This window comes from Nocardia sp. NPDC004340, assembly GCF_053602575.1.
This window is the reverse complement of the sequence record NZ_JBSGDW010000001.1, coordinates 167403-193481: the sequence shown is the minus strand read 5'-3', so window position 1 is coordinate 193481 and position 26079 is coordinate 167403. Positions and strand designations below refer to the sequence as shown.

Genomic DNA, 26079 nt, shown 5'->3' with positions numbered 1-26079 from the left:
CTCAGGTGGTGGCCGCCGAGCCCGGCTCGGCGGTCACGCCAGGGTGGGGGCGGATGAAGGGGTGTTGGGTGAGGGTCCAGGTGGGGGCCGAGGCGGGATCGATGGTGAAACGGGTGGTTTCGCCGGCGGCCAGGGTGAGGGTCGGGCGGACCAGGTCGTGGGACCAGGCCGAGGTCGGGCGTTCGAAGAGGGCACGGGAGGGGCCGGTCGCCTCGGGGCCCGCGATGCGCGCGAGGCGGAAGCCGGCGCGGCGGTAGTAGGCGTGCAGGCCCTGATTGGTGGTCCAGGCGTCCAGGCGGACCCAGCCGCGGTGCTGGCGGCGGGCCAGGAGCGCGGCGTGCGCGAGCAGCGCCTCGCCGACGCGGATTCCGGCGAAGCGTAGATCGACGATCATGTAGTGGACGATCACGGCGTCGGCCAATTCGCCGGGGGACCAGAGGTTCTCGTCGGCGCGGTCGTTGACCGTGATGGTCCCGGCGGGTTCGCCGTCCACCTCCGCTATCCAGGTCTCACCGCGCCGGACCGCGTGGGCCACGGACCGGACGAAGGTCTCGATGGGGAGACCACGTCCGGCCCGCGTCCACTGGTCACTGCCGCGCGCCGCCAGCCAGCTGGTGCGCTGCAACCGGAACCGGGTGATGGTCCCCAGATCCGCGACGCGGGCCCGACGCAGGTGCGGTTTCATGGCGAACCGGGTAGCAGGGAATTACCGAAGGAATGAGAATTACCGGTCGGAAATGGCGCGCCCAGAGTTTTACGAATAATGTCCGTTCCTTCGTCATCGCCCAATTCGTATGCCAATCGGTTGCGGGCCGCAGTGGAACGATGACGGGTCACTCGGGTGACGCGATCATGATTGGCCCCGATGCGTAAATGATCGAGAAGAATGGTGCCTGGACCGACGCCCAATAAGGTCGCTTCCTCGGCCGTGGCGGGACGGGAAACGACCGTGTCGCGGTGTGCCGTCTCGGCGTAACCGCGGTCGGCGAGGCGCCGCGTCGTCCCCTCGGGGATATCGTGCGGCGCGTCGATTCCGGTGGCCTCGGCCAGATCTCGCGGATAGAAGCTGACCTCCCATGACCACGGTTCGTTGTCCAGATACTGCATGATAGTTCGCGAAACGACCCATTCGTCGCGCGCCACGCCCAGCCAGTGCGCCACCTCCTGGCTGGCCGGTTCCATTCTCGCGCTGAACTGTTTGGACGGCTCGCGACCGGCCGCGCGCGCGATCTCCGAGAAGATGTCGTGGGCCGCACGCGGCCGATCAGGTCGGATGTGGTTGGTCACAACGGATTCCAGGACCTCCTGGCTGCGCACAATGGTGCCCCGGGAAGTCGCTGTATAGATCAAATTCTCGGCAACCAGGAGTTGAATCGCATTGCGAGCCGTCGTAATCGAGACCTGCATCTGATCGGCCAACTCATTGTGACTCGGTAGTCGATCGCCCGGTTCCCACTTGCCGGCGCGGATCTCCTCGCGGAGGAGGTCTGCGATCCGTTGGTATCTCGGACCGTCCGCCATCTCGCTCCTCGGTTGTTGCTTCAAGGGTTGGAAGTCTACTCCGGTAGTTCTACTGCCGTGTAAGGCTTGACAGGAGCATTCTGAGGTTTATTGTAATGAACGTCCTGAATGCGGTGTTGTTATACGTCGAACGCGAGGCAACGTGGCAGGTTCGGAGACATCAAACACGGTCGTTGTGGCATTGCCCGACGTCTCCTGTTCCTATGTGGACTTGGAGGCGCAGCCACTGGCTTCCGGCCTATTGCCGACCTCCGACCTACTCCTGCGCGCTTGTCGCGGTCACCGGGTCATCGGCGGACCCCTGCTGTGGTTCGCCCATGATCTCGCGGTACTGCACGAGCGGCGAGTGGTCGGGCGCGGCGGTATCGGCCCGGAAACCGATCCGACCTCGATCATCGAAAACAAGCGTCGCCGAATCGAATTGGTCATGGCCATAGACGATTGGATCGTGCGCTCGGTTCCCCAGCATCGACTGGGTGCGACCTTGCACACCGAAACAGTCGGATCGGTCATCGACCGGCTCGCGGACGCATCAGTGAGAGCGCATCACGCGTTGATGACCCTTGACGCCAATGATGAAATGCTGCACGGCGCTTGGCACCATTTAGCCGAATTGTCGGACGCCTACGACGATCTCGTGCGAGATGTTCTCGCCGGGCGTCGCCGGCTGCCCGCCTGGTAAACAGCGAGACCGATGCGCGGTCCGGGCCCGAGGGCGGCCCGGACCGTCATCTTTGCGTTTCCGCGTATACGGTTGGCACGATCATTGAGTTCGACCACAAGGGGAGTTGTGGACAAGCTACGAGTTCGCGCGATAGCCGCTGCGCTACTGGCGATTACGGCACTCGTCACCGGGGGATGCGGGTCCGACCCGGGGGCCGCCGCCGAAACCGTCGACCTGGGCAAGCTGGACACCGGCAGCTACGCCACCAAACCCCAGCAACTGGTCCCCAAGGACCCGGCACGCATGAGCCGCAACCTGGAAGCCCTGCGCCTCGCGGACGCCGTGCCGTTGCCGCAGCAGATCGATCCGGCGCTGACCCACAATCTGGGCGGGGTGCACACCTTCATCGACGTGAAGGCCTTCGGCAACAGTTCACCTTTCGCGTCCTTCGACAATGACGCCTTCACCGCCGCCACCCCTGGACTGGTCGCCGGATTCGGGACCGCGGCCGCCTCCAACGCCGACACCAAGAACCTCGGGTACACGCTGCGGCACTCGGTGATGATCTTCGAGAGCGACGCCGCCGCCACCGCCGCGGCCATCGCGCTGTCGGGGATGCGCTTCGACACCATCACCAATCCGGATCTGTTGCAGTCGACCGGGTATCCGAGCGCGCGCGTGGTGTGGATCCCGCAGTTCCAGGCGCTCTCGTCCTGGTACGCGACCGGCCGGTACGTGATCGGCGACGTGGTCAACCACCACGAGAACGTGGAGCTGAAGATCTCCGACCCGAACGTCATGCTGGCGTTGTCGGACAAGGCGATCGGCGTGACGGTCGAACGGCTGAAGGACTTCCGGCCGACTCCGGTCGACCAGCTCGCCAACCTGCCGATCGACCCCCAGGGCATTCTGAAGCTGACCCTGATCCGTCCCGACGGTGATCAGACGGCCTTCGCGCTCCAGGGCACCCTGAGCCGGGACGCCGCGCTGCACCGGGAGGACGACCCGAACGAGGGGCGCGCCCTCTTCGACAAGTACGGGGTCGACTTCATGGGATTCGGCGCCGGTCGGCTGGTCCGCACCAGGGACGCCGCCGCGGCCGAGGGGTTCGTCGGCGTGGAATCCGTTGGCCGCGCCTGGCATCGGATCGACTCCCCGCAGGGGCTGCCCAACGCCCGATGCGTCAAGTACCAGGGGCCGGTCGTGTTCCAGTTCCCGTACCGCTGCATGGTCGCCTACGGGCGGTACGCGGCCGAGGCGTGGTCGCAGCAGCCGCAGGACGTGTATCAGCGGATCTCGGCGCAGTACGCCATTCTCGCCAACGACAAATAGGGGTAGTCGTGTACAAGATCAATCGGCGTAGGGCCGTATTCGCCGCTACCGCTGCCAGTTTCAGCCTGGTGCTCGCCGGGTGCGGGGGCACCGTCTCCGGGTCGCCCGCCGCCGGCGAGATCGACATCCGCACCCTGGCCATCGGCAACTACCCGACCACGCCCATGGACTTCCGCGCTGCCTACGATCACTCGTTCCGCGACGGCAGCGCCATCGCCGTCGCGCGGCTCGGCGACGCCGTGGTGAGCGGCGCTGACGTCGACCCGCGCTTCGGCTACACGGCGCTGGCCCGGCCCGAGACCGGCTTCGCGATCGCACAGGCCGCCAAGCCGGTGCTCGACGCCAATCACCTGATGCTGGCCTACTCGACCACCGTCAGCGACCACGCCCGCCTCGAAACCCTGTACATCGACCACAGCTCGGGCAATGCGAGTCCCTTCGAAGGCTGGGAGAACGATCCCACCGCGACCACCCTCAACGTGACCGTGATGCAGTTCCCCGACGAACAGCAGGCGCGGGCGGCCGCCGACGGCATCGAGTCCGCCGACTTCGCCGTCGCGGCCGCCGACAACGTGCGGGTGAGCCTGGACAAGTACCCGGCCGCGAAAGCCCACTGGCGGCCCGGCATTCCCTCCATGGCGGCGACGGTGTCCCGCGGCCAGTACGCGATCAATATCGCGGTCCGGACGCCCGAGGCGGAGATCGACGGCCTGAAAGCACTGGCCACCAAGATCATCGACGCCCAGCTGCCGCTGCTCGACAAGACGCCCCCGCTGACCGCACGCGAAATCCTCTACCTCGACTACGACCCCGAAGGCATGCTGCGGCGGACCCTGCACCCCGCCGACTATCCGCGACCGGGGCAGGACGAGGCCGTGCGAACATCCCGCGGCTACCTGCACACCGTCGACAATCAAGCGCCGTGGAAGCCGCTGCTCGACGACAACGGCGTCGACCTGACCGCCACGACCGTCAAGGGCGCATTGCTGTTCCGCGCCCGCGACGCGAAAGCCGCGGCGAGCCTGTGGACCGGCATCAACGGGCTCATCCAGGGCACGACCGACGCACCGCCCGGCGTGCCCGGGGCGACCTGCGCCGAGAACCCCAGCCCCAACCGCACCAGCTACTCCCAGGCCTGGAACGCCACCGACCGCTACGTCTGCACCCTGCACTACGACCGCTACGTCGCGCGCGTCGCCGGGGCCCAGCTCCTGGACGCCCAGCAACGCGCGGCCGCGCAGTACGCGCTGCTCGCCAAGGCCCAATACCTGTAGCGGGCGGCTACTTCGGCAGCTTCGAGACCGCGTCGGCGAGGAGCTTCGCCGCCTTGCCGCACGCGTCCGGAGTGGCCGACTGATCCGACACCTGCAACTTCAGCTGCTCGGCATTGCCCTTGTCCGTCGGGCGCACCAGGTAGGCGATATTGCAGTCGTTCGGGGTGCGGGCGCCGATCACATAGGTGGTGTAGTCGCCGGTCTGCACGGCCTCGTAGGCCCAGTCGCCCTGATCGGGGCGGGACTGGTCGACCAGGTCGACGCGCACCCAGCCATTGGGGCCGACCACCGCGCACGCGTGCGGCGAATGCTGACGGTCGGTGACCTCACCGGTGATGTCGTGAATCGTGCTGTCCTGCAGCAGGGAACACGGGTCCACGCGCAGGACCGACGTCGCGGCGACCTTCCGCTGCGGGACCACATCGGTCAGGTGCTCGGCCACGGCCGCCAGCGCCTGCTCGGCGGCGGTGCAGGCGGCACCGGGCTGGGCCGCGGGATCCAGCTGCTCGGCCGACATGCGCAGCGGGACATCACCGGCCGACTTGGCGACCAGGACCGTGTCGCATTTGTTGTCGGCCGCGCCCGCGCTGAGGATCGTGCCCCAGCTCGCGGTGCGCGTGGTCGGCTTCAACTGGTCCACGCCGATCGCGGCATCGGGAATGTCGAGGGTGTAGTGGACCTTTCGCTGCGACGAATCGAGCACCGTGGTGGCGCAGCCGCCGGGCTGGGCCTCCGGATCGCCGGTGCGGGTGCCCAGCTTGCCGGGCAGTGCCTTGTCCAGGACCGCGCAGGTGTCCAGCAGTCGCAACTCGGCGGCCGTCAGATCCAGGGACGAATCCGTGCGCGCCTGCGCGTGACCCTCGGTATCGGAGGCGCGAACCAGGCCGATCACCGTGCCGCCCACCACCACGACGCCGGTCACGGCCGCGGCCGCCAAGCCGATGGTGCGGCGGCGGCGATCCGCCAAGCGCGCCAGCTGATCCCGGTAACGGGTCTCCTGCTCACCACTCGAGGCCCACCACTCGGCGTCGGTGCGATGCGTCTCCAGGAAATCCAGCACCGGCTGCGGCCAGGCCGACTCCCCGGGAATGCGCTCCGCCTGCTCCAGCAGCTGCCGCGCGGACGGGCGATGCGCCGGATCGGCCGACAGGCAGGACTCGACCAGCTTGCGCAGCGCGTGCGGAACCGCCTGCAGATCCGGTGTCGCCGACATGGATCCGGTCGCGGCCAGCACCAGCAGCATGCCCACCGCGTAGATGTCGACCGCCGAGGTCACCGGCTGGCCCTCGGCCTGCTCGGGCGCCAGATACGCGGGAGCGTCGGCGGTGGCCGCGCCGTCCTCGCGGGCGCGCGTGATGCCGAAATCCACCAGGCGCGGGCCCTCGGTGGTCAGCAGCACATTGCCGGGCTTCAGATTCCGGTGCACCAGCACCGCGCGGTGCACCTCCAGCAGCGCGGACGCCAGCCCCGTCGCCAGCATGCGCAGACCCGGCACCGGCAGCGGGCCACAGCCCGCGATCACCGTCGCCAGATCCGGCGCGGGCAGGTATTCGGTGGCCAGCCACGGGCGTTCGGCATCCGCGTCACTGTCCACCACCGGCGTGAACCAGGAACCGGTCAGTTGCTTGCCGGTCTCCAGCTCCCGCTGCAGGCGAGCCCGGAACTCCATGTCCACCGGCTGCGAGCCGTGAATCCGCTTGACCGCCACGAGCTTTCCGGTCGGCGTCCGACCCAGGAGCACCCGGCCCAGCTCACCCGTGCCGACCACCGCGATCATGTGGTGCGGGCCGATCCAGCGCGGATCGTCGGGCAACAGCGCCTTCATCGGAGATCCGCCGGGTTCGGCGCGAGCGGGCAGGGTGCGGCGGACAGGCCGCGGACATTACGCATCCAGGTGTACTCCGAGTTCTCGGGGTCGGCCGCGAGGAATTCGCCGGACAGGGCGGCAGCGCGATCGAGCCACAAACTAGCACCCGTTGGAAGCCGTGTCATGCGCAGCCACCCGCCCGCGGCCACCGTCACCGCGGGTCGAACGCCCTGCCGCCGAACCGCTTCGGAACCGGTCCCTGCTCAGCCCCGATAGTGCCGGTGGTCAGTGCCGAAATCATCGGCGACCGTGGCCGCCAGCTCCACATAAGCGCGCTTGACAGGCTTGCTCAGGCGATGCAGATCGATCTCCGCGCCCTCACCCAGGTGGGCGTCGTACGGGATGATGTGGACCGCGCGGCAACGCGACAAGAAATAGTCGCGCAACTGATTGATCCCGACATTCGGGGCGCCCGGGCGGGGCAGGTTGATCACCACCACCGCATTGCGGACCAGATGGTCGTGACCGTGCAGCGACAGCCAATCCAGCGTCGCCGCCGCACTGCGCGCGCCGTCGATCGCCGAACTCGAGATCAGCACCAGCGAATGCGCCAGATCCAGCACGCCCGCCATCGCCGAATGCATCAGACCGGTACCGCAGTCGGTCAGGATGATGTTGTAGAAGCGCTGCAGGATCCGCGCCACCGCGCGGTACTCCTCCTCGCTGAACGCCTCCGACGCCGCCGGATCCCGCTCACTGGCCAGCACCTCCAACCGGCTGCTGCCCTGCGAGGTATGCCGGCGCACGTCCGAATACCGCTGAATGTGGTCGTCCAGCAACAGATCCCGCACCGTCGACCGCGTCTGCAACGGCACCCGCTGCGACAGGGTCCCGAAGTCCGGGTTCGCGTCCACCGCGATCACCCGGTCCCCGCGAATCGACGAGAAGATCGAACCCAGACCCATTGTGGTCGTCGTCTTGCCGACGCCGCCCTTCAACGACAGCACCGCGATCCGATAGTCCCCGCGCACCGGCTGCCGGATCCGCGCCACCAACTCCTGCAAACGGCGCTCCTCCGCCGACATGCCGGGATTGATCGCGCCACCGGACATATGGTGCACAGCCCGCCGCCATCCGGAGCCCGGAGCCTTCTTCGCCCGGCGCAACGGCACATCATCCAGCGATGGCGCGGGACCGCCGGCGAACCCGGCCGGGCCCCGAGCGCCCTGCGGGGGACCGGGCTGCGCCGGAGCGCCGTACTGACCGGGCGCACCGAATCCGGGCTGCACAGAACTCATCCCGTACTGCCCGGGCATGTGGCCACCCGGCTGCGCGTTCACATCACCCCAGACGTGCGGGTCCGGGCCGGGCTGTCCCGGGAAACCGGGACCGGGCTGCCCCGGAGCGCCAGGCGCTGCGTACGGGCCGGGCCCACCCGGGTAGCCCTGCTCCGGCCCGGGTGCGGCCCAAGGCATCTGCCCACCCTGCGGTCCATCGGCCCCCGGACCCCACTGCGACTGCGCGGGAGCGCCGTCGCCCGGCATACCCGTGCCGGGCGGCATCATCCCGTCGGCCTGCGGCCCGTTGAATCTGGCGGCCGCAGCCTCGGACGTCGCGGGATTCGACCACGGGTTCGTGTCAGCCCCAACACCATCGGGATCCTGCGGAGCCGACTGGGACGTGAACGGACCCGCCGGGAAACCGTGCGGCGGAGTCGGCATCTCGGAATCGGGCTGCGGCGCGCTGACCGGGTGCCGACCACTCAACCCGGCCGCCGCGGCTTCGGAGAGCGGCGCATTCGCCCAAGGATTCGCGTCCGGGTCCTCGGCCACCGCCGGTTCGGGACCGCCCGCCGAGGGGTGTCGCCCGGGCATCGAGGGATGGCCGTCCGGCGCCCCGGCCGCCGATGGCAATACGCCCTGCCCGGCGGGGAACCCCGAGGGCATACCCGGAATGTCGGAATCATGTCCGATGGGAGCGTTCGAATGCGGCGCGGCCTCGGTCTGCGGGCCGTTCGCCCACGGATTCAACTGCGGCGGAACGGGTCCCGCCGGGAATCCCTGGTTCGGCGGCATCGGAGGAACACCGGAGTTCGGGGCAGGCGGCAGCCCCTGTGCGCCAGGGAGGGGGCCCGGAGCGGGCGGCAGGCCCTGCGCGCCGGGGAAGGGGCTCGGAGCGGGCGGCAGGTGCTGCGCGCCAGGGAACGGTCCCGGCGGCGGTGGCAGCTGCTGACCGGCGTCGGCGGACTGCTGTGGGCCACCCGGGACCTGCGGCAGCGGGCCCGACGTCGGCGCCGAAAGACCGGGCGGCGCGGGCGGAATGTCGAGGCGCGGGTCGACAGGCGGCGTGACCTCCGCCGCGCGATGGCGGCCCGGCGTCATCGCCTGATCGAAATCCGCCTCCGGGTCCGAGGCCTCGCCTGCAGCGGCATCGAGCTCCGCCAGTTCCGCGTCGAGCAGCTCGTGCGCGGCGGCCGTCGTATTCGGTACGGGAGGAATGTCATTGCCGGACCCCGGGCGATCGGCCGAGGTCGGCTTCGGCGTGCCCGGCGCCGGCAGGGGCTCCGGTCCGCTTGTGTCGGCACCCGATTCAGGGGCAGGCGGCAGCGGCCGGCGAGTAGTCGGATCGGCGGGCGCGATGATGCCGGACCCGGTCGCGTCGAGATCTCCCGGAGCCGGCGGCAGCGGCGGCTGCGACATCTTCGTGGTGACCTCGGCCGGATTTACCGCGGGCGGCGTCGGCTCCTGGTCGCCGTCGGCGAGATCTCCCGGAGCCGGCGGCAGCGGCGGTCGTGCGGCACGAACCACGGGATCGCTTGCCGCCGCGGCCATTTCACTCGGAGACGGCGGCAGCGGCATCCGCGTGGTCGGATCCGCCGGGGGACGGGTGGGGGCGGCGGCCTCCGGATTACCCACGGTCGGCGTGCCCGCGAGGGACGCGCCCGCGGGCTGAGCGCCGATCGGCGCTGCCACGGGAGGCGTTGGAGGCGGGGAGAACTGCGGGCCCGGCGGCGGCGTGAGCGGCCCCGAAGGAGGGCCGGGCGGAGCGGGTTCGGGCGCGACCGGCGGCTGCGTGAAGGGCGATTGGCCATTGGGTTGGGGAGCCTGCGGGGCCTGGCCGACGGGCGCCGGGCTGTCGGGCTGCGGCGACTGAGGCGTCGGGCCGACAGGCGGCTGCGTGAATGGTGCCTGGCTGTTGGGCTGGGGCGGCTGCGGCGGCTGAGCGGCGGGCGGCTGTGTGAAAGGTGCCTGGCCGTTCGGACGGGGTGCCTGGCCATCGGGGGGCTGATTGGAAGGTGCCTGGCCGTTCGGGCGGGGTGCCTGCCCGTTGGGGGGCTGATTGGAAGGGGCCTGGCCGTTCGGATGCTGGGGAGCCTGGCCGTTGGGGTGCTGGGTGGCCGGGTTCTGGCCGATGGGGTGGCGGCCGGAGTGGGAGGACGGCGGGGTCGGCTGGGCGCCGTTGGGGTGCGTGCCGTTCTGGGGGAGGTTGAAGTGGGTGCCGGGGTCGCGGGTCGGCATCGGGGTGGGCGGAGTCGGCTGCTGGGTGCGCGACTCTGGGGCCGGTGCGGACGTGGGGGCGGGGGTCCGGGGGAGGGGTTCGGCGGGCGAGTCCTTGCGGGGCTTGCGGCGTCCGAAGAGGCGGCGGCCGCCCTTCTCCTCGGGGATGAGGTCGTCCTGGGGAAGGTTCTCGACGGGGGCTTCGTATCCGGTGTCGGTGACGTCGCTCTCGGAGAGCCAGGGCGGGAGCATCGGGAGTCCGTCGTTCTCGCGACTCACATCTACCCCCGGGTGCCTCGATCTATCGTGCAGGACACGGCGTAGTTTAGCGATTCCCGGCGAGTGCGTGCCCGGCGTGTACCGGCCGCTCACGGTGGGGGTGCGGCCCGCGCGACCGGGGAGGGGCACGTCACGGCACCCGTATTTGGCCGGATCTGGGGCGACGGGTAAAGTAGGTCGCTGGTGACTTACATAGTGGCTGTGGCATGTCTTCGTGCCGCCTCCAGTGAGTATGTCACCGGGTTGGCCACAGTGCACCAGCAATCCATCGGTGCGCCTGCGAAACTCATGGCCGACCTGCCGTAATGAGCTTGAACCAACCAGGTTCAGCCTAACCGGGATCGCGGAGGATATGGCGAAGAAGGAAGGGGCCATCGAGGTCGAGGGCCGGGTTATCGAGCCGTTGCCCAATGCGATGTTCCGGATCGAGCTGGAGAACGGGCACAAGGTTCTGGCCCACATCAGCGGCAAGATGCGGCAGCACTACATCCGCATCCTGCCCGAGGACCGCGTCGTCGTGGAGCTCTCGCCCTACGACTTGACCCGCGGCCGCATCGTCTACCGCTACAAGTGAGTCGCTCCTCGCGGGAGCGCATCAAGACTTCCGGGGCGATATGCCCCGGGTTTCCCCGGTCGAACTGACCGGGGAAAAACTGTGTTCACGGCCAGTGAACACCAACCCAGATTGGATCTGACGTGAAGGTTCAGCCGTCCGTCAAGCCGATCTGCGAGAAGTGCAAGGTGATCCGCCGTCACGGTCGGGTCATGGTGATCTGCGAGAACCTGCGCCACAAGCAGCGTCAGGGCTGATCTCCGCCAAGCACCGAACGCAGTTCGGATTGGCAATAAGAAGCACTCCCAGCGCCAGTCGCCGTCGCCGAGTCCCGTCAGGGGACGGATGGCGGCCTACCCCCGGTACGGAGGCCGGGGCCCCACTTACGAGGGGACGGCCAGGGAGCAGACCTCCGCAAAAGTAAGGAAACGCCAACCATGGCACGTCTGATGGGCGTCGACCTCCCGCGCGAAAAGCGCATGGAGATCGCGCTGACCTACATCTTCGGCATCGGCCGTACCCGCGCCAAGGAGATCCTCGCGGAGACGGGCGTCAGCCCGGACCTGCGGTCGAAGGACCTCAGCGACGACGACCTGACCAAGCTCCGCGACTTCATCGAAGCGCAGGAGTTCAAGGTCGAGGGTGACCTGCGCCGCGAGGTGCAGGCCGACATCCGTCGCAAGATCGAGATCGGCTGCTACCAGGGCATCCGCCACCGCCGTGGCCTGCCCGTGCGTGGCCAGCGGACCAAGACCAACGCCCGCACGCGCAAGGGTCCGAAGAAGACCGTCGCCGGCAAGAAGAAGTAGGGATAGCGCATGCCTCCGAAGAGCCGGGCCTCGGGCCCGAAGAAGACTCAGAAAGCGCGTCGCCGGGATAAGAAGAACATCCCGCACGGCCACGCTCACATCAAGAGCACGTTCAACAACACGATCGTGTCGATCACCGATCCCGAAGGCAACGTCATCTCCTGGGCGTCCTCCGGCCACGTCGGTTTCAAGGGCTCGCGTAAGTCGACTCCGTTCGCCGCTCAGCTCGCCGCCGAGAACGCTGCCCGCAAGGCGCAGGAGAACGGCGTCAAGAAGGTCGACGTCTTCGTGAAGGGCCCGGGTTCGGGCCGCGAGACCGCGATCCGTTCGCTCCAGGCCGCTGGCCTGGAGGTCGGCACGATCTCCGATGTCACCCCGCAGCCGCACAACGGCTGCCGTCCGCCCAAGCGGCGTCGCGTCTAAGCGGGAAGGAAAAGGTACAGAACAATGGCTCGTTATACAGGCCCCATTACCCGCAAGTCGCGTCGTCTGCGTGTCGACCTCGTCGGAGGCGACCAGGCGTTCGAGCGTCGTCCTTACCCGCCCGGCCAGCACGGCCGCGCGCGGATCAAGGAGTCCGAGTACCTCATGCAGCTGCAGGAGAAGCAGAAGGCTCGCTTCTCGTACGGCGTCATGGAGAAGCAGTTCCGCAAGTACTACGAAGAGGCGAACCGCCAGAAGGGCAAGACCGGCGACAACCTGCTGCGTCTGCTCGAGTCCCGTCTGGACAACGTCGTGTACCGCGCCGGTCTGGCCCGTACCCGTCGTGGCGCTCGCCAGCTGGTCTCGCACGGCCACTTCACCGTCAACGGTGTGAAGGTCGACGTGCCGAGCTTCCAGGTCTCGCAGTACGACATCATCGATGTCAAGGCGAAGTCGCTGGCCATGTACCCCTTCCAGGTGGCGCGTGAGACCGTCGGCGACCGCCCGATCCCGGGCTGGCTGCAGGTCGTTCCCGGCCGCCTGCGGATCCTGGTGCACCAGCTCCCCGAGCGTGCGCAGATCGATGTTCCGCTGCAGGAACAGCTGATCGTCGAGTTCTACTCGAAGTAATAGGTGCGCGTAAGCGTGCCGCTGGTTGTGGCCCTGAAACTCTCAGGGCCACAACGGCTCCCCACATAGTGGGCGTCAAATAGTGGGCGTCCGAAGGAGGAAGAAATGCTGATTTCACAGCGACCGACGCTGACCGAAGAGGTCGTGTCCGAGAACCGGTCGCGGTTCACCATCGAACCGCTGGAGCCGGGTTTCGGTTACACCCTCGGCAACTCGCTGCGCCGCACCCTGCTCTCGAGCATCCCGGGTGCCGCGGTCACCAGCATCCGCATCGACGGCGTGCTGCACGAGTTCACCACCGTCCCGGGCGTGAAGGAAGATGTCACCGACATCATCCTGAACCTCAAGGGCCTGGTCGTGTCGTCCGAAGAGGACGAGCCGGTCACCATGTACGTGCGCAAGCAGGGCCCGGGCACCGTCACCGCCGGTGACATCGTCCCCCCGGCGGGCGTGACCGTGCACAACCCGGACATGCACATCGCCACCCTGAACGACAAGGGCAAGCTGGAGATCGAGCTCGTTGTCGAGCGCGGTCGCGGCTACGTCCCGGCCGTGCAGAACAAGGCGTCGGGTGCGGAAATCGGCCGGATTCCGGTTGACTCGATCTACTCGCCGGTTCTCAAGGTGACGTACAAGGTCGAGGCCACCCGTGTCGAGCAGCGCACCGACTTCGACCGGCTCATCCTGGATGTCGAGACCAAGAACTCGATCTCCGCGCGGGATGCGCTGGCGTCGGCGGGCAAGACCCTGGTCGAGCTGTTCGGACTCGCGCGCGAGCTGAACATCGAGGCCGAGGGCATCGAGATCGGCCCGAGCCCGGCCGAGGCGGACCACATCGCCTCGTTCGGCCTGCCGATCGAGGACCTGGATCTCACCGTTCGGTCGTACAACTGCCTCAAGCGTGAGGGTGTGCACACCGTCGGCGAGCTGGTCGCCCGCACCGAGTCGGACCTGCTGGACATCCGCAACTTCGGTCAGAAGTCCATCGACGAGGTCAAGGTCAAGCTGCACTCGCTCGGCCTGTCCCTCAAGGACTCCCCGGCTTCCTTCGATCCGTCCTCCGTCGTCGGCTACGACGCGGCGAGCGGTACCTGGAGCGACAGCGGCTCGTTCAGCGACACCGACAGCGGCGAGCAGGACTACGCCGAGACCGAACAGCTTTAGGCCATCCGGGGTGTAGCGCCCCGAATCGGCCTTCAACACAGGAGATTCCAACATGCCCAAGCCCAAGAAGGGTGCCCGCTTCGGCGGGTCGGCGTCGCACCAGAAGGCGATCTTCGCCAACCTGGCGACGGCGCTCTTCGAGCACGGTCGCATCACGACCACCGAGGCCAAGGCCAAGGCGCTGCGCCCCTATGCCGAGAAGCTCGTCACCAAGGCGAAGGGCGGCACCCTTGCCGACCGTCGCGAGGTGATGAAGGTGATCCGCTCCAAGGACATCGTTCACGCGCTGTTCGCGGACATCGGCCCCTCGTTCGAGGGTCGCGATGGCGGCTACACCCGCATCATCAAGACCATCCCCCGCAAGGGTGACAACGCTCCGATGGCGATCATCGAGCTGGTCCGCGAGAAGACCGTGACCAACGAGGCCGATCGTGCCCGTCGTGTCGCCGCTTCCAAGGCCACCGAGGCTCCGGCCGAGGCCAAGGCCGAAGAGGCTGCCGCTGAGGAGACCGTGGCTGACGCCCCGGCCGCCGAAGAGGCCAAGGACGCGGAGTAAATCCGCCCCTATCGGATTCATGAGTGAGCCCGCCGTCCCCTCCGGGTCGGCGGGCTTTCTCCATGTTAACCAGGAGATCGCTGTGACCGTGGAGGATCCGACGCCCGAACCCATTTCGATTCGGGTACGGCTGGACATCAGTTACGACGGCACCGATTTCACCGGCTGGGCCCGTCAGCCCGGCCTGCGCACCGTGCAGGGCGTGCTGGAGGACGCGCTGTCCAAGGTGCAGCGCGAACCCATCCAGCTCACCGTGGCCGGGCGCACCGACGCCGGGGTGCACGCGGAAGGCCAAGTCGCGCACTTCGATACCCACACCGAGGTGGACGGCCCCAAGCTGGTGCACCGGCTGGCCCGCTTCCTGCCCAAGGACGTGCGGGTCAAGCAGGCCCGGATCGCGCCGCCGGACTTCGACGCCCGCTTCTCGGCGATCCGCCGGCACTACGCCTACCGCCTGACCACCGCGCCCTACGGCGCCGAGCCGCTGCAGGCCCGCGGCGTGGTGCCCTGCCGTCCCGGCCCGGATCTCGAGGCCATGCGCGCGGCCTCCCGAAACCTGTTGGGCCTGCACGATTTCGCGGCCTTCTGCCGTCGGCGTGAGGGCGCGACCACGATTCGCGAACTGCAGCGCTTCGACTGGGTCGCCGAGGGCGACCTGCTGACCGCCTATGTCAGCGCGGACGCGTTCTGCTGGTCCATGGTCCGCAGTCTGGTCGGCGGCGTGCTGGCCGTCGGTGAGGGCCGCCGTACCCCCGAGTGGATCGCCGGACTGCTGAACGAGCGCGAACGCGCCAGCGCGGTGACCGTGGCCCCGGCCCACGGGCTGTCGCTGATCGCCGTCGACTATCCGGCCGACGCCGATCTGGCCGCCCGCAATATCCAGACCCGAGAGGTTCGCACCGTTCCCGGCCCCGCGGGCGGTGCCGCCGATCCCGAAGGCTGCTGCGGGGACTGACCCCGTTCTCGGCGCGCCGCCCGCCCGGCGCGTCGTTCGATTCCCATCGGCCCAACCCGCTCATCCCCACCCGCGACCACCCCTCCGCCGAGGTCGCGGCTGTGATGACGCGTGCGCGATTGCGGATCGGTCGCGCGGATGAAAGTGCAAGTCCGGGATGAAGATTCGCTGTGCGAGTTGCGGGCAATGCGCCAATTCGGACGGTTGGGTGAAAGTTGGAGGTTGTTAAGGGAATTCGGGGATCGGGGTGGGGGTGGGATGCGAGAATCGGGCAATGAGGGGCGGCGTCGAGCCCTCGGTGATGGAGGTTCGCTCCACGCCGGAGGTTTCGCAGCAGAAGACTTTCGAGGAATGGGAGGCCGTGGTAGCGGCGGCCTACGTTCCGCTGGTGGTGACACCCGTGCGGTCGGGGGAGTTCCGGGCGCGCATCGTGCAGTCGCGCTTCGACGGCATCGATGTGTCGATGGTGACCGCCAGCGGGCAGCATCTGAGCCGGATACCGCAACTCATCCACGACCCCGAGGAACCGGTGCTGTTCGCCTGTATCACCACGCACGGCCACGGCTGGCTGGAGCAGGACGGGCGAGTGGGGGAGTTGGCCGACGGCGGACTGACCCTGCATGTCAGTTCCCGGCCCTTCAGTGCGCATTTCGAGCAGTCCTGGGGCGTGGTGGCGGTGCAGGTGCCGCTGGCCGAGGTGGTCTGCGCGTCGGGGGTGCCGGCGGACCGGATGCCGACCGCGGTGCGCTTCCCGCCCGAGGGCGCGGCCGGGATCGTGGGCCGCTTCTTCTGCGGCATGGCGCAGTTGCAATACACCGCACCGGAACAGGCCGCGGTGCTGGCCAAACACGGTACGGGCCTGCTGGCCTCGGTGGTCCAGCTGGCCGCGGGCGACCTGCCGCGCGACGAGCCCGCGCACGCCCTGGCCAAACAGCGTGCGCTGGCGTTCATTCAGCGGAATTACGCCGATCCGGAGCTGACCATCGATCAGGTGGCGGGCGCGTGTGCGGTGTCGCGGCGCACGCTGTACCGCCTGTTCGAGCAGGGTGAGGACGGGGTGGCGGCCATGTTGCGGCGGATGCGGGTGGAGCGGGCGCTGTCGTTGATCCGCACCGATCCGACGCGGCCGCTGCTGTCGGTGGCGCGGTCGGCGGGCTTCGTGTCCGAGCGGCAGTTCTACCGGGCCTTCAAACGCGAAACCGGTATGACCCCTGGCGAATTCCGGACAAATCACGCCTGATCAGGGGGTGTTTCACGGCTGACCTGAATCGGCAGTGAACTGGCACGGTTGGGCAGTCACAGGGCCGCGTCGGCGCGGCATACTTGGGGACGCGCCGCCCGGTCGCCGCCTCGAGCCGCCGGTGACCGGGCGGCGAGTTCCCGGAGCAATCGGGCTGATTGGTCTGTTTTGTCGGATCAGTCGGCTTCATTCCCATTCTCCCGGCGGCCGCTAGTGGAATGATGCAGGTGTGGGTATCGCTTCCACGGCCAGTGCCGAAGTCCGTACGACCTCAGAGGTTTCCGCGCGGCAAGCCTTCGAGCAGTGGGAGGCCCTCGTCGCCGATGCCGTGCTGCCCTCGATTGTCGAACCGATCGGCGCCGGGCCCTGGCACGGCAAACTCCGCTACACCCAGTTCGATCGGTCCAGCCTCACGCTGATGACCTCGAGCGCCCAGCGGGTGGTGCGCACCAAGCGTCAGCTCGAGCAGGCCGCCGGCGACTTCCTGCTGGTGAACATCGTGGTCGAGGGCTCGAACTGGACCGAGCAGAGCGGCCGGATCACCGAGGGCGGGGCCGGGACCATCGCCTTCTACGACAGCGCCCGCCCGATCGAGAGCCGGACCACCGAGAACGCGGTGTCCACCATCGTGCGCGCGCCCATGGACGCGGTGCTCGACCACGCCGGCCTGGTGCGCGACGAGCTGCCCATCGCCAAGGCCCTGCCCGCCACCGGGGCGATGGGCGTGGTGGCCGACTTCTTCCGGGGTATGGCCCGGCTCGGCGCGGAGGAGACCGGCCGTGCGGCCGACGTGCTCGAGTCGCAGGTCACCTCGATGCTCTCGTCGGCGTTGCTGCTGGCCAACGGGCACTCCTCGCCCGGGCCCGCCGATTCGGTCTTCACCCGCCAGCAGGTGCTGGCGGTGCTGCGGAAGCGGTACACCGATCCGGACCTGACCGTCGACGAGGTGGCGCACGCCTGTCTGGTCTCGCGGCGCACCCTCTACCGGGTCTGCGAGGAGATCGGCGGCCCGGCCGCGCTGGTGCGGCAGATGCGGGTCGAGCACGCCCGCCGGCTGTTGCGAGCGGACCCGACCCGGCCGCTGTCGGCGGTTGCCGCGGCGTCCGGTTTCGCCACGGATCGGCATTTCTACCGGGCGTTTCGCCAGGAAACCGGCGTGACGCCGGGGCAATTCCGGTCGCAATTGGACACAGGCACGCGCTGTCGGTAGCTCGGCACGGTATGTCGCTGTGACCGCCTGGCGTTCGGCGAAGGGTGATTGCACATCATCCGATCCGTCGAAGGAGCCGAGGTGCCCACGAAGGTGCGAGTCGCGGCTGTCCAAGCCGAGCCGCGATGGCTGGATCTGCCCGCCGGAGTCGGGCAGGCCATCGGGCTGATCGAGGACGCGGCCGCGGGTGGCGCACAGCTGGTGGCCTTCCCGGAGACCTTCCTTCCCGGCTACCCGTGGTGGCTGTGGCTGGAATCGGTGAGCTGGGGCGAGGGCTTCTTCGCGCGCTATCGCACCAACTCGATGACGGTGGGGCGCACCGAGTTCCGGCGTATCGCCGATGCCGCGCGCCGGCATCGCATCCATGTACTGCTCGGCTTCAGCGAACGCTGTGGCAGCGGGCTGTACATGTCCCAGTGCCTCATCGACGACCGAGGGGTACTGCTCGGAGTCCGCCGTAAGCCCGAGCTGACACCGTTGGAGCACCAGATCTTCCGCTCCGGCGAGCCCGGCGAGTCGCAGGTCTTCCGTACCGGCATCGGCCGCATCGCGGTGCAGGGCGGCTCCGAGCAGTTGCATTTGCCCGCGCGGCGGGAGCTGGAGCGCACCGGGGCACAGATCCACGTGGTGTCCTGGCCGGGCTTCATCGTGGCGCGGGACGTGGACTGGGGCGTGCGGGTGAACAACGCGGCCACGCTCTGGTACGCGGTGGTCGGGCAGCTGAACGTGATCGCGGCGTGCTCGGTGATGGACGTGGCGGGCAGTGAGAGCCGCCGCGGCGCGGAGCCGGCCAAGCAGCTGGTGCCGGGGCCGGGCGGGCACGCGCGCATCTTCGCGCCGGGCGGTGAGGAACTGGCGTCGCCTCTGGGCGGGCACGAACAGGGTTTGCTGTACGCCGATCTGGAACTCGATCTGAGCTTCGAGTCCGCCGCCTGATTCGATAACCGGTCCGTACCGGTTACTGGTTCGTACCAGTTCGGCCCATTGGCCGGAATTCGTCCGATCTGACACACTCTCCCCAGTATTCGGCCGTACACGTGGCCGCCATTGTCATCGAGGGATGGGGAGTGGAAGGGTTACCACCGGTCAACCGGATCGAGGTTCGGTCCGGCCAGGAACAGACGCCGTCGGAGGCATTCGAGCGCTGGGAGGCGCAGGTGAGTGCCTCCTACGTGCCGCTGTCGGTTGAACCTATACCGAGTGGTCGCTTTGTAGGTTATATCGAATCCACGAGCTACGGCGAGATGGATGTGTCGGTAATCGGATCGACGCCGCAAACCATTCGCCGAACCGGCGGACTCATCGGCCGCAGCGCCGACGAATATCTGCTCGCCAGTATTCCGATCGTCGGCACCGCGCGTTTGTGCCAGGACGATCGGGTCGCCGATGTCGGTCCGGGCGGAATCGTGTTCTACGACAGCACCCGTCCCTACCGCTGGGACGCGTCGGAGCGGTTCGAGCAAGTCGTGGTGCAGGTCCCGCTCAGTCGACTACGTGAGCGCTACGGGGTCGACAATCTCGAATTGCCCACTGCGACAGTATTTTCGGCGAACACCGCGCCCGGAATCGTGGCCGGCTTCTTTCGTGGGCTGGCCGAATTGCAGCGCACCGATCCCGATAGCGCCGCGCTGTTGTCCGCGCCCGGAATGGATCTGCTGGCCGCCGCCGCGATCGCCGCGTCCGGCCGCACGCCGCGTGACCAGTCGGCGGACGCGCTCAGTCGGCAACGGGTCCTGAACTACATGCGCGACCACTGCGCCGATCCCGATCTCGGAGTCGATCGAATCGCGGAGGGCTGCAGAATGTCTCGGCGTACGCTGTATCGAGTGTTCGGTGAGTTCGAGGGCGGACCGGGAACGGTGTTGCGCCGCATGCGCATCGAACGTGCTTGCGACCTACTGAGAAATGCACCACAGTTGCCGCTTTCGGCGGTAGCGAAAGCGGCGGGATTCCTCACGGAGCGTAGCTTCTATCGGAGCTTCCGTTTGGAAATGGGCACAACTCCGGGAGCATTCCGCACACTGGCATGATCAGTCGGTCATTCGGCACTCATCGCCATTGTTCGATCGCTATAACTTGGCAAGGCTCCTGGTGCATGAGGGAAAAGCGATGAGGACAACGGTGCGAGTTGCCGCCGTCCAGGCCGAACCCAGCTGGCTGCGGCTCTCCGACGGCGTCGATCAGGTCGTCGAACTGATCCGGGCGGCAGCGGTACAGGGGGCGCGGCTGGTCGCATTCCCGGAGGCGTTTCTCCCGGGTTATCCGTGGTGGCGTTGGATCGATACCAATCAGTGGAATGTCGAATACTCGACCAGATGCCGCGAGAATTCGATGACGCGGGACGGCGCGGAAATGCGCGCGATCACCGCTGCCGCCGCCGCACACGACATTCATGTCGTACTCGGATTCGGTGAGCGCCAGGAACGGCGAATCTATATGTCGCAGGCCGTGATCGACGATTCCGGGCAGTTGCTGTCGGTCCGCCGCAAAGCCGGTCTGAACAGCGTGGAACGCAAGATATTCGCGTCCGGAACTCCGAATCTGCCTGCGGTGCACCACACTCCGATCGGCAAGTACGGCGCGCTGTCCGGCCAGGAGAATCAGCGGCCGCTGCTCACCCGCGCGCTACGTGCCGACGAGGAGCAGATCCACGTGGCCGCCTGGCCCGGCAGCCCCGACGGCGACGCGGTCGGACCGGAGTCGAGCACCACGCTCAGCCGCATGTACGCGCTCGAGGTCGGCGCGTACGTGATCGCCCCCACCGCCGTGATCGGTGACGCCGCGTTCGGTGGCGTGGGCAGCGCACAGTGCCACAATGGCGGCCCCACCGGATGCGCCCGCATCTACGGCGCCGACGGCGGCGAAGTGGTGGCCCCGCTCGCGGTGGGCGAGGAGGGCATTCTCTACGCGGACCTCGAGATCGCCGTGACGCTCGCCGACAATCAGCCCTGCGACTCCGTCCGCACCACCCGGGACCGCAAGGACAACATCCGCAAGGACAGCGTCCCTACCCGCCGCGGCTCCCGTCGCGTCGCCGCGGGCTGGCAGTCGGGCCCCGATCGCTGGGCCCTCCCGACGACGTCCCTGGGCGCCTACCCCGGCGGCACCGCGGCCTGCTGAGCGCCGCGAGAGCCGTCAGCTGCGCACGAGGCGCGCGATGGCGTCGGTGGCTTCCTTGATCTTGGCCTCGGCCTCGGGGCCGCCCGCGACGGCCGCGTCGACCACGCAGTGGCTGATGTGATCCTCGAGCAGCCCCATGGCGACCGCCTGCAGCGCCTTGGTCATGGCCGACACCTGGGTGAGGATGTCGATGCAGTACTTCTCCTCCTCGACCATGCGCTGCAGGCCGCGGGCCTGGCCTTCGATGCGGCGCAGGCGCTTGAGGTAGTCGTCCTTGGCGGTGATATAGCCGTGCGAGGTGGTGTCGTGGCAGGACTCGGCGGTGTCGTGCCCGGCGGCGTCCTGGGTCGCGATCTTGTCGTTGGTCACCTGCGCTGTCCTCACTCCCGGGGAAAATACCCCCCTAGGGTACATGCTTCGCCCTGCTACCACCACTCACGGCCGCGTGCGCAAGAATCGGGGGCATGAGTTCGGACGCACGGGCATCGCTCGCCATCATCGGAGGCAGCGGCTTCTACGACTTCTTCGGCGATGACGCGACCACGGTCGAGATCGAGACCCCCTACGGCGCGCCCAGCGCGCCCATCACCATCGGCCAGGTGGAGGGGCGCTCGGTGGCGTTCCTGCCCCGGCACGGCCGCAAGCACGAGTTCTCGCCGCACACCGTGCCCTACCGCGCCAATATGTGGGCGCTGCGCACCCTGGGCGTGCGTCGCATCTTCGGTCCCTGTGCCGTCGGCAGCCTGCGCGCCGACTGGGGGCCGGGCACCATCGCCGTGCCGGACCAGCTGGTGGACCGCACCTCCGGGCGCGCCCAGACCTTCTACGACGCCGGCGGCGTGCACGTGTCCTTCGCCGACCCGTACTGCGACGAGCTGCGCAATGCCGCCATCGCCTCGATCGGCGACGATCTGCCCGCGCACGACCACGGCACCATGGTCGTGGTGGAGGGCCCGCGCTTCTCCACCCGCGCCGAGAGCCGCTGGTTCGCCGGACAGGGCTGGGAGCTGGTCAATATGACCGGGCACCCGGAGGCCGTGCTCGCCCGTGAACTCGAAATGTGCTACTCCGCAATCGCTCTGGTCACCGACCTGGACGCCGGGCTGGAGTCCGGCGAGGGCGTCAGCGCCGCCGACGTGTTCGCCGAGTTCGAGCGCAACCTGGTGCCGTTCAAGGCCATGGTGCGTCGTGCCGTCGCCGCCGTCGAGGGCGATGACGCCTGCGACAAGTGCCGCGTGCTGACCGGCACCGGCGTGCAGCTCCCGTTCGAGCTGCCCTGACGCGGTCCCGGCCGTGACGGCCGGTCACGCGTGATGGCCGCCCGAGCGGCCGGGGTACTCCGTTGTACCCCGTGGTGCGTCATTGCACCTGCTCGTGGCGGCATCCGCGGGGTGGCGTTCAGCTGCCCCACACCGTCTATCCATCGATAGGCCTTCGGGTTACGTCCGGCCATGCCCTACGCTGGATTCATGAAGGCGGGCGGTCGTGACCCCCTGCGTGTCCTGGTGACCGGGGCGGCCGGTTACCTGGGCTCCCATGTCCATCGCGCCCTGCTGGCGGCGGGGCACGAGGTCATCGCCATCGACGCCCTGCTCGAGACCGTGCACGGTCCGAATCCCGTTGTTCCGGAGAATGTCTCGCGCATCGACATCCGTGATCAGGGTGCGCTGGAAGCCCTGCTGGCCGAGGTGGACGCGGTCTGTCATCTCGCGACCGCGGTGCCGCTGCCGCATGTGCGCGGCGCGATCGAGCCGGTGCGCGGGGATCCCTCCAATCCGGCTGCCCCGCAGGATGTCCGGCATTCCCGCAGGGTGGCGGGGGACGGGCAGCGTGGGCGCGAGGATTCCGGACATGGGGCCGGGCCGTGTGTGCGTGCTCCGGTCGGATCAGGGCGGGGCGGTACCGAGAGGCCGGGGGCGGAAGGAATGCGCTGGGCCGCGCTCTACGCCGCGCACAATGACGTCGGCACCGCCGTGCTGCTGGCCGCCATGGAACGGGAGGGCGTGCCGCGGCTGGTGCTCGGGTCCTCGGTCGCGGTGTACGGCGAGGGCCGGTACCGAGGATTGCGCAGCGGGCCGTTCTATCCGGGCCTGCGGCGGCGGGGTGATCTGGACCGGGGGCTGTTCGATCATCGCGCACCGCGGTCGGGGGAGGTGCTGACCTGGGAGCCGATGGGCGAGGACGCCCCGCTGCGGCCCCGGAGCGCTTACGCGGCAAGCAAAGTCGCGCAGGAGCATTACGCGCTGGCCTGGGTGGCCAATACCGGGGGCAATGCCGCGGTGCTGCGCTACCACAATCTCTACGGCGACGCGGTGGCCGACGGGCGGCGGGTGCGGTCCGCGGAAACCGGTGTGGTGGCGCGGTTCCGGGCCGAACTGGCGGCGGGCCGGCCGCCGCGGGTGTTCGAGGACGGCGGGCAGGTCCGGGACTTCGTGCACGTGCGTGACGCGGCGCTGGCAACGGTGGCCGCGGTGGAACGCCCGGTGCCGGGTTTCGTGCCCTTGAATATCGCCTCGGGGCGGCCGCTGACCTTGTGGGAGGTGGCCTCGACCATGGCCAAGGCGGTGGACGGGCCGTCGCCGGTGGTGACCGGGCAGTGCCGGGCCACCGATGTCCGGCATGTGGTCGCGCATCCGGAAAGAGCCCGGCACGCCCTGGATTTCACGGCTCCCACCACGCCCGCCGCAGGCCTTGCGGAGTACGCCAAGCGCGGCGCGGGGCGGCGCTGACCGAGCCCGATAGGCTCTCGGCATGGACACCCCGCTCCGGCTCGAGGTCATCGTCGCCAGTGTGCGGCCCAAGCGGTTCGCGCCGGTGGTCGCGGACTGGTTCCTGCGCCGGGCGCGCGCAGACGCCGCGTTCGACGTGGGTGTCATCGATCTGATGGACACCCCGCTGCCGGTGGATCTCACCGAGAACGACCAGGTGCGGGCCTTCCAGCGGCGGGTCGAGGCGGCGGACGCCTTCGTTGCGGTCACCTCCGAGTACAACCACGGCTATCCGGCGTCGTTGAAGACCGCTTTCGACAGTGTGAAGCGCGAATGGCGGGGCAAGCCCATCGGTTTCGTGAGCTACGGCGGACTGTCCGGCGGTCTGCGCGCGGTGGAGCAGTTGCGGCAGGTGGTCGCCGAGATCCACATGGTCTCCGTGCGCGAGACCGTCAGTTTCCATGAGGCCAAACGCAAGTTCGATGCCGAGGGGGAGACCCGGGACGGGGCCGCGCTCGACGCCGCGGACCGCATGCTGCGTCAACTCGCCTGGTGGGCGGCGACTCTGCGCACCGCCCGCGCCACGAATCCGTATCCGGGGAGCTAGGGCGCGGCGGCGGCCGCGCGCGGCCGGCCGATGTAGGTGGACTCGCGGGGGATGGAGACCAGCGTCAGCGGAACCTCGGTGGCGCCGGTGCGCAGGATGATTCGGTTCCCGGACGCACCTGGCTGGTGGACGGACAGGTCGGGCGCGGCGCCGGGCCAGCCGAGCGGATCGCTCGTCAGGTAGATGGTGGTCAGGCCCGCGTGCGGGGTGGGCGCGAGGACCCCGTCGACGAGGGTGGCGGTGAAATCGGCGTCGGACTGGTGGGTTTCGACGGCGAGGGCGAGGCGTTCCGGGTTGCCGATGGCGGCGACCAGCTGCTGCCAGGCCTCGGGGCGGTCGGTGCGGATCAGGACGCGTTCGCCGACGGCGAGGGCACGGAAGATCAACTGTTGTGCGAGATACGGCTCGCCCGCCACGTACACGCTCGAAATGCCCTGGCCCACCAGGCGAACGGCGACGCCGTTGCCGTCCTCGTCGGAGCCGAGCAGCTGCCCGCAGCCCGCCGAGGGCAGGTGCAGTGCGCCGAGCTCGTCGATCTCGCGGAGCTCCGCGGGCACAGTGTCGTCCAGGCCGGGCACCGCGAACGGCAGGTGGGCGAGCAGGCCCTCGCGGTGGCGGCCGTTCATGGAGATCATGTGCTGCCGCACCGGTTCCCCGGGCAGTTCTTGGGCGGTGAGCCGCCAGGCGGCGCCGATGCGCACGGTATCGGTGCTGCGGCCCGGGCGCAGTTTGACGGCCACCGTGGTGCCGCGTGAGGCGGGGACCCAGAGCTGGGCGAGTAGATCCGAGGCCAGCTGCCGGGGATCCACTGCGGCACCGATGTTCACGCTGTTGCCGAGTTCGGCGTAGCGCCAGCGCTGGGTCAGTTGCCCGGGGTCCACGCCTGAGGTGACCTGCAGCGCGGCCTGCCGGATCTCGGGGGCGGTGAGCAGGCGGGCCGAGCAGCCGCCGTCCTCCAGCACCCGCACCACGCGTTCGGTGGCGATGGTGACCGCGCGGCACGCGCCGGGCAGTCCACCGCCCCGCCGAGCCGCGGCGTCGGGGCAGGTGACGGGATCGAAAGCGATGGCGAGCCAGACCGTGCGGTGCGCGGTGGCGGGGAGCGGCCCGAGCAGGGATTCGTAGATGGCGCCCGCGGGCGTCCCGGAGCGGCTACGGAAGCCGTGCGAGACGATGTCGATCCCGGACAGCAGAATGTCGTGCTGGGTCAGGCATTTCGCGATGTCGGGCAGCGGCAGCAGGTGGGTGGCGTGCACGGTGGCGCGGCCGAGTCGGGTGAGGCCGCCCTTCGGGGCCAGCACCTCCACGACGGCGACCACGCGGCTGCCGTCGCGGTAGAGGCCGAGCGGACGGCCGTCGGGGGCGCGGAAGTCGATGATGTCGGCGGGCGGGTGGCCGCGGCGGGCTCGGAATCGGCCGCGGGTGGCGATCCAGTCCGACAGGGTTCGTTTGCCGAGTGGTAGCAGTAGAACCAGACCGACCACTATGGCGAGGGTGAGCGCACCCCACCAGGCCAGTCCGCCCACCATGGCGACAACCAGAACGACCAGTCCGGCGAGCTGCGCCCAGACCAGGTTCGCCACCGAGATCCGGCCCGGCCGCCCGCCTCGACCGGACCGCGACGGCCGCCCCGCCGACTCTCCGGATGTGATCGTCATCGTCGATCCCCGGCTCTCCGATGTCGGCCCCGCGCGCGGGCCGAGTGCGATTGAATGTCCAGGTCACTGTAC

Annotated in this window: 25 protein-coding genes; 19 read left to right on the top strand and 6 right to left on the bottom strand. The window is 68.9% G+C overall.

All coding sequences use genetic code 11. The annotated features are described in order from the left end of the window. Position 1: 1 nt before the first annotated feature. Both ACWEOI_RS00870 and ACWEOI_RS00865 read right to left on the bottom strand, forming a co-directional pair. Complete coding sequence (locus ACWEOI_RS00870) at positions 2-685, bottom strand: GNAT family N-acetyltransferase (RefSeq protein ID WP_433670734.1); 684 nt, start codon at positions 683-685, stop codon at positions 2-4. Beyond that, positions 682-1545 carry a GntR family transcriptional regulator gene (locus ACWEOI_RS00865; RefSeq protein WP_452358603.1) on the bottom strand — a complete coding sequence of 288 codons (864 nt, stop codon included), beginning with the start codon at positions 1543-1545 and terminating at the stop codon, positions 682-684. The genes ACWEOI_RS00870 and ACWEOI_RS00865 overlap by 4 nt, the downstream gene beginning before the upstream one ends. Positions 1546-1696: 151 nt before the next feature. Between ACWEOI_RS00865 and ACWEOI_RS00860 the strand changes: the two genes are divergently transcribed. The 3 genes from ACWEOI_RS00860 (at position 1697) to ACWEOI_RS00850 (ending at position 4791) form a co-directional block, all read left to right on the top strand. After that, positions 1697-2203, top strand: a complete 507-nt coding sequence (locus ACWEOI_RS00860) for a DUF4254 domain-containing protein (protein WP_357088942.1) — start codon at positions 1697-1699, stop codon at positions 2201-2203. Between the two features lie 108 nt (positions 2204-2311). Continuing rightward, the gene (locus ACWEOI_RS00855; RefSeq protein WP_452358602.1) at positions 2312-3517 is read left to right on the top strand and encodes a DUF7373 family lipoprotein; all 1206 of its coding nucleotides are present in this window, start codon (positions 2312-2314) and stop codon (positions 3515-3517) included. An 8-nt stretch (positions 3518-3525) separates the two neighbouring features. After that, positions 3526-4791: a DUF7373 family lipoprotein gene (locus ACWEOI_RS00850; protein WP_452358601.1), complete on the top strand. Its 1266-nt coding sequence runs from the start codon at positions 3526-3528 to the stop codon at positions 4789-4791. Between the two features lie 7 nt (positions 4792-4798). Here the strand turns inward: ACWEOI_RS00850 and ACWEOI_RS00845 are convergent, their stop codons facing one another. Then, positions 4799-6616: a serine/threonine-protein kinase gene (locus tag ACWEOI_RS00845; protein WP_452358600.1), complete on the bottom strand. Its 1818-nt coding sequence runs from the start codon at positions 6614-6616 to the stop codon at positions 4799-4801. Between the two features lie 245 nt (positions 6617-6861). Further along, positions 6862-10374, bottom strand: coding sequence for a nucleotide-binding protein (locus ACWEOI_RS00840; protein ID WP_452358599.1), 3513 nt, complete (start codon positions 10372-10374; stop codon positions 6862-6864). Between the two features lie 352 nt (positions 10375-10726). Between ACWEOI_RS00840 and infA the strand changes: the two genes are divergently transcribed. The 13 genes from infA (at position 10727) to ACWEOI_RS00775 (ending at position 21034) form a co-directional block, all read left to right on the top strand. Then, positions 10727-10948 (top strand): translation initiation factor IF-1, encoded by a 222-nt coding sequence (infA, locus tag ACWEOI_RS00835; protein ID WP_040804562.1) that lies wholly within the window; start codon positions 10727-10729, stop codon positions 10946-10948. A gap of 122 nt (positions 10949-11070) precedes the next feature. Further along, the gene (gene rpmJ / locus ACWEOI_RS00830; RefSeq protein ID WP_033085975.1) at positions 11071-11184 is read left to right on the top strand and encodes a 50S ribosomal protein L36; all 114 of its coding nucleotides are present in this window, start codon (positions 11071-11073) and stop codon (positions 11182-11184) included. A gap of 180 nt (positions 11185-11364) precedes the next feature. Beyond that, positions 11365-11736 (top strand): 30S ribosomal protein S13, encoded by a 372-nt coding sequence (gene rpsM, locus ACWEOI_RS00825; protein WP_213557960.1) that lies wholly within the window; start codon positions 11365-11367, stop codon positions 11734-11736. Positions 11737-11745: 9 nt separating this feature from the next. Next, positions 11746-12159, top strand: a complete 414-nt coding sequence (gene rpsK / locus ACWEOI_RS00820; RefSeq protein ID WP_213557959.1) for a 30S ribosomal protein S11 — start codon at positions 11746-11748, stop codon at positions 12157-12159. Positions 12160-12183: 24 nt separating this feature from the next. Then, positions 12184-12789 (top strand): 30S ribosomal protein S4, encoded by a 606-nt coding sequence (gene rpsD, locus ACWEOI_RS00815; protein WP_357088930.1) that lies wholly within the window; start codon positions 12184-12186, stop codon positions 12787-12789. Positions 12790-12894: 105 nt separating this feature from the next. Then, the gene (locus ACWEOI_RS00810) at positions 12895-13953 is read left to right on the top strand and encodes a DNA-directed RNA polymerase subunit alpha (RefSeq protein WP_033085978.1); all 1059 of its coding nucleotides are present in this window, start codon (positions 12895-12897) and stop codon (positions 13951-13953) included. Positions 13954-14005: 52 nt separating this feature from the next. Continuing rightward, positions 14006-14509, top strand: coding sequence for a 50S ribosomal protein L17 (gene rplQ, locus ACWEOI_RS00805; RefSeq protein WP_433670742.1), 504 nt, complete (start codon positions 14006-14008; stop codon positions 14507-14509). A 19-nt stretch (positions 14510-14528) separates the two neighbouring features. Continuing rightward, entirely contained in the window at positions 14529-15464 is a 936-nt protein-coding gene (gene truA / locus ACWEOI_RS00800; RefSeq protein WP_452358598.1) for a tRNA pseudouridine(38-40) synthase TruA, read from the top strand. A gap of 274 nt (positions 15465-15738) precedes the next feature. Continuing rightward, positions 15739-16704 (top strand): helix-turn-helix domain-containing protein, encoded by a 966-nt coding sequence (locus ACWEOI_RS00795; protein ID WP_433670746.1) that lies wholly within the window; start codon positions 15739-15741, stop codon positions 16702-16704. A 229-nt stretch (positions 16705-16933) separates the two neighbouring features. Beyond that, a complete protein-coding gene (locus ACWEOI_RS00790) occupies positions 16934-17914 on the top strand; it encodes an AraC family transcriptional regulator (RefSeq protein WP_452358597.1) in 981 nt (326 codons plus the stop codon). 81 nt (positions 17915-17995) lie between these two features. Next, the gene (locus ACWEOI_RS00785; RefSeq protein WP_452358596.1) at positions 17996-18850 is read left to right on the top strand and encodes a nitrilase-related carbon-nitrogen hydrolase; all 855 of its coding nucleotides are present in this window, start codon (positions 17996-17998) and stop codon (positions 18848-18850) included. Between the two features lie 101 nt (positions 18851-18951). Next, positions 18952-19944, top strand: coding sequence for an AraC family transcriptional regulator (locus tag ACWEOI_RS00780; protein ID WP_452358595.1), 993 nt, complete (start codon positions 18952-18954; stop codon positions 19942-19944). A gap of 79 nt (positions 19945-20023) precedes the next feature. Continuing rightward, positions 20024-21034, top strand: a complete 1011-nt coding sequence (locus tag ACWEOI_RS00775) for a nitrilase-related carbon-nitrogen hydrolase (RefSeq protein WP_452358594.1) — start codon at positions 20024-20026, stop codon at positions 21032-21034. Positions 21035-21049: 15 nt separating this feature from the next. Here the strand turns inward: ACWEOI_RS00775 and ACWEOI_RS00770 are convergent, their stop codons facing one another. Further along, positions 21050-21403: a metal-sensitive transcriptional regulator gene (locus ACWEOI_RS00770; protein ID WP_433670755.1), complete on the bottom strand. Its 354-nt coding sequence runs from the start codon at positions 21401-21403 to the stop codon at positions 21050-21052. 95 nt (positions 21404-21498) lie between these two features. On the opposite strand from ACWEOI_RS00770, the gene ACWEOI_RS00765 reads away from it, so the two are divergent. The 3 genes from ACWEOI_RS00765 (at position 21499) to ACWEOI_RS00755 (ending at position 24349) form a co-directional block, all read left to right on the top strand. Next, the gene (locus tag ACWEOI_RS00765) at positions 21499-22314 is read left to right on the top strand and encodes an S-methyl-5'-thioadenosine phosphorylase (protein ID WP_452358593.1); all 816 of its coding nucleotides are present in this window, start codon (positions 21499-21501) and stop codon (positions 22312-22314) included. Between the two features lie 189 nt (positions 22315-22503). Continuing rightward, complete coding sequence (locus tag ACWEOI_RS00760) at positions 22504-23763, top strand: NAD-dependent epimerase/dehydratase family protein (RefSeq protein WP_433670759.1); 1260 nt, start codon at positions 22504-22506, stop codon at positions 23761-23763. A gap of 22 nt (positions 23764-23785) precedes the next feature. Beyond that, positions 23786-24349: an NAD(P)H-dependent oxidoreductase gene (locus ACWEOI_RS00755; RefSeq protein WP_433670761.1), complete on the top strand. Its 564-nt coding sequence runs from the start codon at positions 23786-23788 to the stop codon at positions 24347-24349. On the opposite strand, the gene eccE is transcribed toward ACWEOI_RS00755, so the two are convergent. Then, on the bottom strand, positions 24346-26007 hold the full coding sequence (gene eccE / locus ACWEOI_RS00750; protein WP_452358592.1) for a type VII secretion protein EccE: 1662 nt from the start codon (positions 26005-26007) through the stop codon (positions 24346-24348). The two genes, ACWEOI_RS00755 and eccE, sit on opposite strands and share 4 nt — an antisense overlap. Positions 26008-26079 lie beyond the last annotated feature (72 nt).

Bases quoted from the DNA above. Each gene is read 5' to 3' on its own strand.
- ACWEOI_RS00870 (WP_433670734.1), bottom strand. From the start codon at position 685: ATGAAACCGCACCTGCGTCGGGCCCGCGTCGCGGATCTGGGGACCATC.
- ACWEOI_RS00845 (WP_452358600.1), bottom strand. From the start codon at position 6,616: ATGAAGGCGCTGTTGCCCGACGATCCGCGCTGGATCGGCCCGCACCAC.
- infA (WP_040804562.1), top strand. From the start codon at position 10,727: ATGGCGAAGAAGGAAGGGGCCATCGAGGTCGAGGGCCGGGTTATCGAG.
- rpsM (WP_213557960.1), top strand. From the start codon at position 11,365: ATGGCACGTCTGATGGGCGTCGACCTCCCGCGCGAAAAGCGCATGGAG.
- rpsK (WP_213557959.1), top strand. From the start codon at position 11,746: ATGCCTCCGAAGAGCCGGGCCTCGGGCCCGAAGAAGACTCAGAAAGCG.
- rpsD (WP_357088930.1), top strand. From the start codon at position 12,184: ATGGCTCGTTATACAGGCCCCATTACCCGCAAGTCGCGTCGTCTGCGT.
- ACWEOI_RS00810 (WP_033085978.1), top strand. From the start codon at position 12,895: ATGCTGATTTCACAGCGACCGACGCTGACCGAAGAGGTCGTGTCCGAG.
- rplQ (WP_433670742.1), top strand. From the start codon at position 14,006: ATGCCCAAGCCCAAGAAGGGTGCCCGCTTCGGCGGGTCGGCGTCGCAC.
- truA (WP_452358598.1), top strand. From the start codon at position 14,529: ATGAGTGAGCCCGCCGTCCCCTCCGGGTCGGCGGGCTTTCTCCATGTT.
- ACWEOI_RS00795 (WP_433670746.1), top strand. From the start codon at position 15,739: ATGAGGGGCGGCGTCGAGCCCTCGGTGATGGAGGTTCGCTCCACGCCG.
- ACWEOI_RS00775 (WP_452358594.1), top strand. From the start codon at position 20,024: ATGAGGACAACGGTGCGAGTTGCCGCCGTCCAGGCCGAACCCAGCTGG.
- ACWEOI_RS00765 (WP_452358593.1), top strand. From the start codon at position 21,499: ATGAGTTCGGACGCACGGGCATCGCTCGCCATCATCGGAGGCAGCGGC.
- ACWEOI_RS00760 (WP_433670759.1), top strand. From the start codon at position 22,504: ATGAAGGCGGGCGGTCGTGACCCCCTGCGTGTCCTGGTGACCGGGGCG.
- ACWEOI_RS00755 (WP_433670761.1), top strand. From the start codon at position 23,786: ATGGACACCCCGCTCCGGCTCGAGGTCATCGTCGCCAGTGTGCGGCCC.
- eccE (WP_452358592.1), bottom strand. From the start codon at position 26,007: ATGACGATCACATCCGGAGAGTCGGCGGGGCGGCCGTCGCGGTCCGGT.